1 protein-coding gene is annotated in these 241 nt (G+C 65.6%); it reads left to right on the top strand.

Annotated elements, in window-relative coordinates; all coding sequences use genetic code 11:
• On the top strand, nt 1-241 hold a 241-nt coding region (locus tag BN358_RS27610; RefSeq protein ID WP_232233093.1), incomplete at both ends, for a hypothetical protein.

Raw genomic sequence — 241 nt, 5'->3', positions numbered from 1 at the left:
CCATCACGCTCTCCGACCTGTCTGCGCTCTCCACGACCACGGTGTTCGCGCTCAGGCTGAACTACTCGGGGACGGCGTCGTTCTACAAGAGCGGCTCCAAGGCACCGAGCCTTCAGCTGATCACGACGGACACGACGACGTCTACGGCGGGCGACCCCGGCACGTCGGGTGGTCCCGGAGTGCCCAGTGGCACCAGCTTGACGAAGGTCACTGGTGACCTGACCATCACGCGGGACGGCTA

The sequence above is a fragment of the Sedimentibacter sp. B4 genome (assembly GCF_000309315.1).
In the GTDB taxonomy this organism is placed as follows: Bacteria; Bacillota; Clostridia; order Tissierellales; family Sedimentibacteraceae; genus Sedimentibacter; species Sedimentibacter saalensis.
This window is presented reverse-complemented; position numbering and strand designations above follow the sequence as displayed.